Here is a 4,610-nt window from a genome sequence, read left to right as displayed (position 1 = left end):
GTCATCGCTCAGCCTGCGCGAAGTCACGCGCGAGGCCGGCATCGCCCCGAACAGCTTCTACCGGCACTTCCGCGACATGGACGAGCTGGCGGTCGCGCTCATCGAGCTGGCCGGCAGCTCGCTGCGCAAGATCATCGGCGCCGCCCGCCAGCGTGCCACCGCCGAGCGCAGCGTGGTGCGCAGCTCGGTCGAGGCCTTCATGGAGCAGCTCGACGCCGACCAGAAGCTGCTGCACATCCTGCTGCGCGAAGGCTCGGTGGGTTCACCGGCGTTCAAGGCGGCGGTCGAGGATGTGCTGCGTTCGTTCGAAGAGGAGCTGCAGGCCGACCTGATCCGGCTGGCGCGGCTCAACGGCACCGGCCTGCACGAGCCGGCGCTGACCGCCAAGGCCATCACCCGGCTGGTGTTCGCCATCGGCGCCAGCGCCATGGACATGCCGCGCGAGCGCCTGCCCGAGGTCACCGATCAGCTCGAACAGATGGTGCGCATGATCGTGGTCGGCACCCAGACCATGGCGCGGCTGGAGGGCATGAAGGGCGCGGCCCGGGATGCGCTGAAGGATGACCGGTCGCCGGGCTGAGTGCTGCCCGGTCGCGTTCAGGCCGTTCCGGCGCCCTCACTCCACATTCTGCACCTGCTCCCGCATCTGCTCGATCAGTACCTTGAGCTGCACCGATGACCACGAGCTGTCGGCGGTCACCGCCTTGGAGCCCAGGGTGTTGGCTTCGCGGTTCAGCTCCTGCATCAGGAAGTCCAGCCGGCGACCGACCGCGCCGCCGTCGGCGAGTACGCGGCGGACCTCGGCGACGTGGGCCAGCAGGCGGTCCAGCTCCTCGGCGACATCGATCTTCTGCGCGAACAGCACGATTTCCTGTTCCAGCCGTTCCGGCGCCAGCTCGGCGCGCACATCCGCCAGGCGGGTCAGCAGCTTGTCGCGGTAGTGCTGCAGAATGCCCGGCATGCGCTGGCGCACCTGCTCCACTTCATCGCATATGCCGGCCAGACGCTCCTCGATCAGGCTTTTCAGCACTTCGCCTTCGCGTGCGCGCATGGCCAGGAAGCCTTCCAGGGCCTCTTCGAGCAGGGCGTCGGCGGCGGCCAGCAGCGCGGCCTGGTCGGGTTCGCGGACCTTGAGCACGCCGGGCACGCGCAGCAGGTCGGCGGCATTGACCGGCGCGGCATGACGGGCCATGCCGGCGATCTCCTCGGCGGCGGCGACCAGCTGGCGCGCCAGCTCCTGGTCCAGCACCACGCCATCGGCCAGGCCGCTGGCCGGCTCGTAGCGCACGCCGATCTCGACCTTGCCGCGCGCCAGGCGCTGGCGCAGGGTGTCGCGCCAGGCGAACTCGCGCTCGCGCAGCACCTCGGGCAGGCGGAAGGCCGGCTCCAGGTGGCGGCTGTTGACCGAGCGGACCTCGACGGCGAGCAGGCCCTGGGCGCTGCGGGCCTCGGCGCGGGCGAAGGCGGTCATGGAGTGGATGGCGGGCTGGGTCATGGCGGAACCTTTGATCTTGTGATCGGTGATATCGGGGCCGGGGGTCTCGGGTTGGTGCTTTCGGGGCCGTTGGCGCGCGGCAGCAGGCTCGTGGGGCGGCAGGGCGCACGGTCAGCGGGTATACTCCGCGCCATCTTACCGCTTCCAGTCAGGATCAGCCCATGCGCGCTTCCGGTCGCCAGCCCGATCAGCTTCGTCCCGTCACCATCACCCGCGACTACACCCGCCACGCCGAAGGCTCGGTGCTGGTCGAATTCGGCGATACCCGCGTGCTCTGCACCGCCAGCGTCGAAGCCGGCGTGCCGCGCTGGCTGAAGGGCAAGGGCGAGGGCTGGATCACCGCCGAATACGGCATGCTGCCGCGCGCTACCCACACCCGCAACGGGCGCGAAGCCAGCCGCGGCAAGCAGGGCGGCCGCACGCTGGAGATCCAGCGCCTGATCGGTCGCTCGCTGCGCGCCATGATCGACCTGAAGAAGCTGGGCGAGAACACCATCACCATCGACTGCGACGTGCTGCAGGCCGATGGCGGCACGCGCACGGCGGCCATCACCGGCTCCGCGGTGGCGCTGGTCGATGCGCTGACCTGGATGCTGAACCAGAAGATGATCAAGAACGACCCGCTCACCGGCCTGGTGGCGGCGATTTCGGTCGGCATCGTCAAGGGCGAGCCGCTGCTCGACCTGGAGTACACCGAGGATTCGGCCTGCGACACCGACATGAACGTGGTCATGACCCAGCATGGCGGCATCATCGAAATCCAGGGCACCGCCGAAGGCAAGCCGTTCTCGCGCGAGGAGACCGCGGCCCTGCTCGACCTCGCCGAAAAGGGCGTGCGCGAGCTGGTGGCGGCGCAGCAGCAGGCGCTGAACTGGTGAATTCCGGCGCCTGACGGTATTCCCTGCCGGCAGGCGTGGTGGCATGCTGGACGATGACAGTCACGAATGGCGAGGTGCCACCATGAGCTCATTGTTCAAGCCCACCACCGAGGCCGAGCACCAGGTGCCAGGCCATTCCGCCTCGCGCACCCGCGGCCGGCTGATTCCGCGCAAGGTCAAGTTCGACTGGGCGAAGACCCCGCTGGAGTGGATTCCCGGCCGGCCGTTCGCCAGCCACTTCATCAACGAAATCAACATGATCCTGCCGGCCGGCGAGTTCTGGTTCTGCCGCCTGTACAACAAGGCGCTGCCGCTGGTGAAAGATGAAAAGCTGCGTGACGACATGCAGATGTTCATCCGCCAGGAGGCCATGCACGCGCGCGCCCACGGCGGTGCGATTGCCGAATACCTGCAGGCGCACGGCATAGACACCGAGCGCAACACCAGGATCATGGACTGGCTGTTCGAGGAGCTGCTGGCCGACGAGCCGTTCGGCCGCAAGGTGCCGAAGCTGCTGGAGCGGCGCTGGCTGGTGTTCCGGCTCGGCATCATCGCGGCGGTCGAGCACATGACCTGCGTGCTCGGCAACTACGCGCTCGACAACAAGAAGTGGGATGACGCCGGTGCCGACCCGGTGCTGCTGGACCTGCTGCGCTGGCACGGCGCGGAAGAGGTCGAGCACCGCAACGTGGCCTTCGACCTCTACGCCAACCTTGGCGGCAGCTATCTGTCGCGCTATTACCTGGCATCCATCGCCGTGCCGCTGGTGATCGGTCTCTGGGCCGATGGCGCCGCGCACCTGCTGAATCAGGATCCGCGCTACGCCGGCGAGAAGTTCAGTGTCTGGAAGCCGAAGCTGTGGCTGCGCTGGGCGAAGGAAAGCCGTTCCGGACACCTGCCGCACCCGTTGCAGCTGGCGGCCTGGCAGCTGCCGTTCTTCAGCCCCTGGTACGACCCGGAGAAAGAGGGCTCGACCGAGCGCGCCCTGGCCTATCTGGCATCCTCGCCGGCCGCCGCTGCCGCCCAGGCTTCCGGCCAGTCCGCGCTGAAGCTGGTCAAGTAATCCGCCCAGAGAAAGAGAGGGGTGGGGGAGGAAAACTGTAGCGCTTTCCAGCGTGTTTTCCTCCCCCACCCCTCTCTTTCTCTGGGCGACATCTGCAGCAGCTTCAGCGCTTCTCTGCCATGGCCACGGTGTAGACCTTGCCCTGCTTGAGCTTGTCGTAGTTGCCGAACACTTCCTTCAGCGTGCGAGCCATGAATTCGCGCAGACCGTTGATGGTCACCACGTAGAAGCGCCCGCCCGGCTTCAGCCGCGCCAGGCTGTCGAACAGGAACAGGTAATGCTGCTCCTTGCTGGCCTTGGCCGGCAGGTTGGACAGGATGAGGTCGAACTTCAGCGCCGGGTCGATATGCTGCAGGCCGTTCGACAGCATGGCCCGCGCATTGCCAATGCCGTTCAGCGCGCAGTTGCGGTTGGCGTACTCCACGGCCATGAAGTCCTTGTCCACCATCAGCGTCTGCCCCTGCGGCGCCAGCCGGGCCAGCGTCATGCCCAGCGGCCCGTAGCCGCAGCCGATGTCCAGGCAGTCGGCATCCGGTGCCACCTCCAGGAGGTCCAGCAGCAGGCGCGAGCCGTCGTCGATGGCTTCGGGCGAAAAGATGCCCCAGGTGGTGCTGAACTTCAGCGACTGTCCGCGCAGGGTGTCTTCGAAACGGATGTCCTCGCGCCAGCGGGCGAGGGTGGCGGCATCGGGTGCGGGCATGGGCGGGCTCTGCAGGTCTGGAATCCGCGGATTGTAGCCGGCCCGGCGCGATAGTTCAGGAGGCATCGCGGCGGGTTACGGACCGTATGTGTCAGAAAACCGTCGTTTTTGGCAGGTTTCGTAAACAAAACACCCTCTTCATCCTACAGCCCGGCACTATATCCGGCGCCGCCTGGTGTTACTTTCGTATCAGGGAGATCCAAGAAAAACAGAACGGAGACAGGCCATGAAAAAGCGCCATGTACTCCTGATGCTGGCAGTCCTGGCGGCGCTGCAGGTAGGCAGTCCGCTCGCCGACACCAGGCCGGGCGTCAGTCTGCGCGTGGGTTTGATCGTCGCCGGCGAGTGTCTGGTCGAGCGTCTCGAAGGTGGTCAGGTGCACCGCAGCTGCGGCCGCGAGAGCCTGCTGCGCAATAGCTACAGCGATGCCGGCGGCAGTCTGCAGCGCCGTGTGACGATAGAGTTCTGAGCCTT

Annotated in this window: 6 protein-coding genes; 4 read left to right on the top strand and 2 right to left on the bottom strand. The window is 67.0% G+C overall.

Features of this window, described 5'->3' with window-relative positions; genetic code table 11:
- The coding region (fabR, locus tag C5O18_RS06695) for an HTH-type transcriptional repressor FabR (protein WP_105192599.1) at positions 1-580 on the top strand (580 nt) is incomplete at its 5' end.
- Between the two features lie 36 nt (positions 581-616).
- Here fabR and C5O18_RS06690 read toward each other — a convergent pair.
- Positions 617-1,495: a YicC/YloC family endoribonuclease gene (locus tag C5O18_RS06690; RefSeq protein ID WP_206389767.1), complete on the bottom strand. Its 879-nt coding sequence runs from the start codon at positions 1,493-1,495 to the stop codon at positions 617-619.
- A gap of 161 nt (positions 1,496-1,656) precedes the next feature.
- Between C5O18_RS06690 and rph the strand changes: the two genes are divergently transcribed.
- Together rph and C5O18_RS06680 are read left to right on the top strand one after the other, a co-directional pair.
- A complete protein-coding gene (gene rph / locus C5O18_RS06685; protein ID WP_105192597.1) occupies positions 1,657-2,373 on the top strand; it encodes a ribonuclease PH in 717 nt (238 codons plus the stop codon).
- A gap of 82 nt (positions 2,374-2,455) precedes the next feature.
- Complete coding sequence (locus tag C5O18_RS06680) at positions 2,456-3,436, top strand: metal-dependent hydrolase (protein ID WP_105192601.1); 981 nt, start codon at positions 2,456-2,458, stop codon at positions 3,434-3,436.
- Positions 3,437-3,539: 103 nt separating this feature from the next.
- Here C5O18_RS06680 and C5O18_RS06675 read toward each other — a convergent pair whose 3' ends face one another.
- Positions 3,540-4,136: a class I SAM-dependent methyltransferase gene (locus tag C5O18_RS06675; protein WP_105192595.1), complete on the bottom strand. Its 597-nt coding sequence runs from the start codon at positions 4,134-4,136 to the stop codon at positions 3,540-3,542.
- Positions 4,137-4,362: 226 nt separating this feature from the next.
- Here C5O18_RS06675 and C5O18_RS06670 point away from each other — a divergent pair, with 226 nt between their 5' ends.
- On the top strand, positions 4,363-4,605 hold the full coding sequence (locus tag C5O18_RS06670) for a hypothetical protein (RefSeq protein ID WP_105192593.1): 243 nt from the start codon (positions 4,363-4,365) through the stop codon (positions 4,603-4,605).
- Positions 4,606-4,610: the final 5 nt, after the last annotated feature.

Origin of the sequence: Amnimonas aquatica (assembly GCF_002943415.1) — a bacterium.
GTDB classification, from domain to species: domain Bacteria; phylum Pseudomonadota; class Gammaproteobacteria; order Pseudomonadales; family Moraxellaceae; genus Perlucidibaca; species Perlucidibaca aquatica_A.
Note: the sequence above shows the minus strand (reverse complement) of the source record. Positions and strands in the feature narration are given on the sequence as shown.

Excerpts from the sequence above, each read along its gene's own strand:
- C5O18_RS06690 (WP_206389767.1), bottom strand. The coding sequence starts at position 1,495 with ATGACCCAGCCCGCCATCCACTCCATGACCGCCTTCGCCCGCGCCGAG.
- rph (WP_105192597.1), top strand. The coding sequence starts at position 1,657 with ATGCGCGCTTCCGGTCGCCAGCCCGATCAGCTTCGTCCCGTCACCATC.
- C5O18_RS06680 (WP_105192601.1), top strand. The coding sequence starts at position 2,456 with ATGAGCTCATTGTTCAAGCCCACCACCGAGGCCGAGCACCAGGTGCCA.
- C5O18_RS06675 (WP_105192595.1), bottom strand. The coding sequence starts at position 4,136 with ATGCCCGCACCCGATGCCGCCACCCTCGCCCGCTGGCGCGAGGACATC.
- C5O18_RS06670 (WP_105192593.1), top strand. The coding sequence starts at position 4,363 with ATGAAAAAGCGCCATGTACTCCTGATGCTGGCAGTCCTGGCGGCGCTG.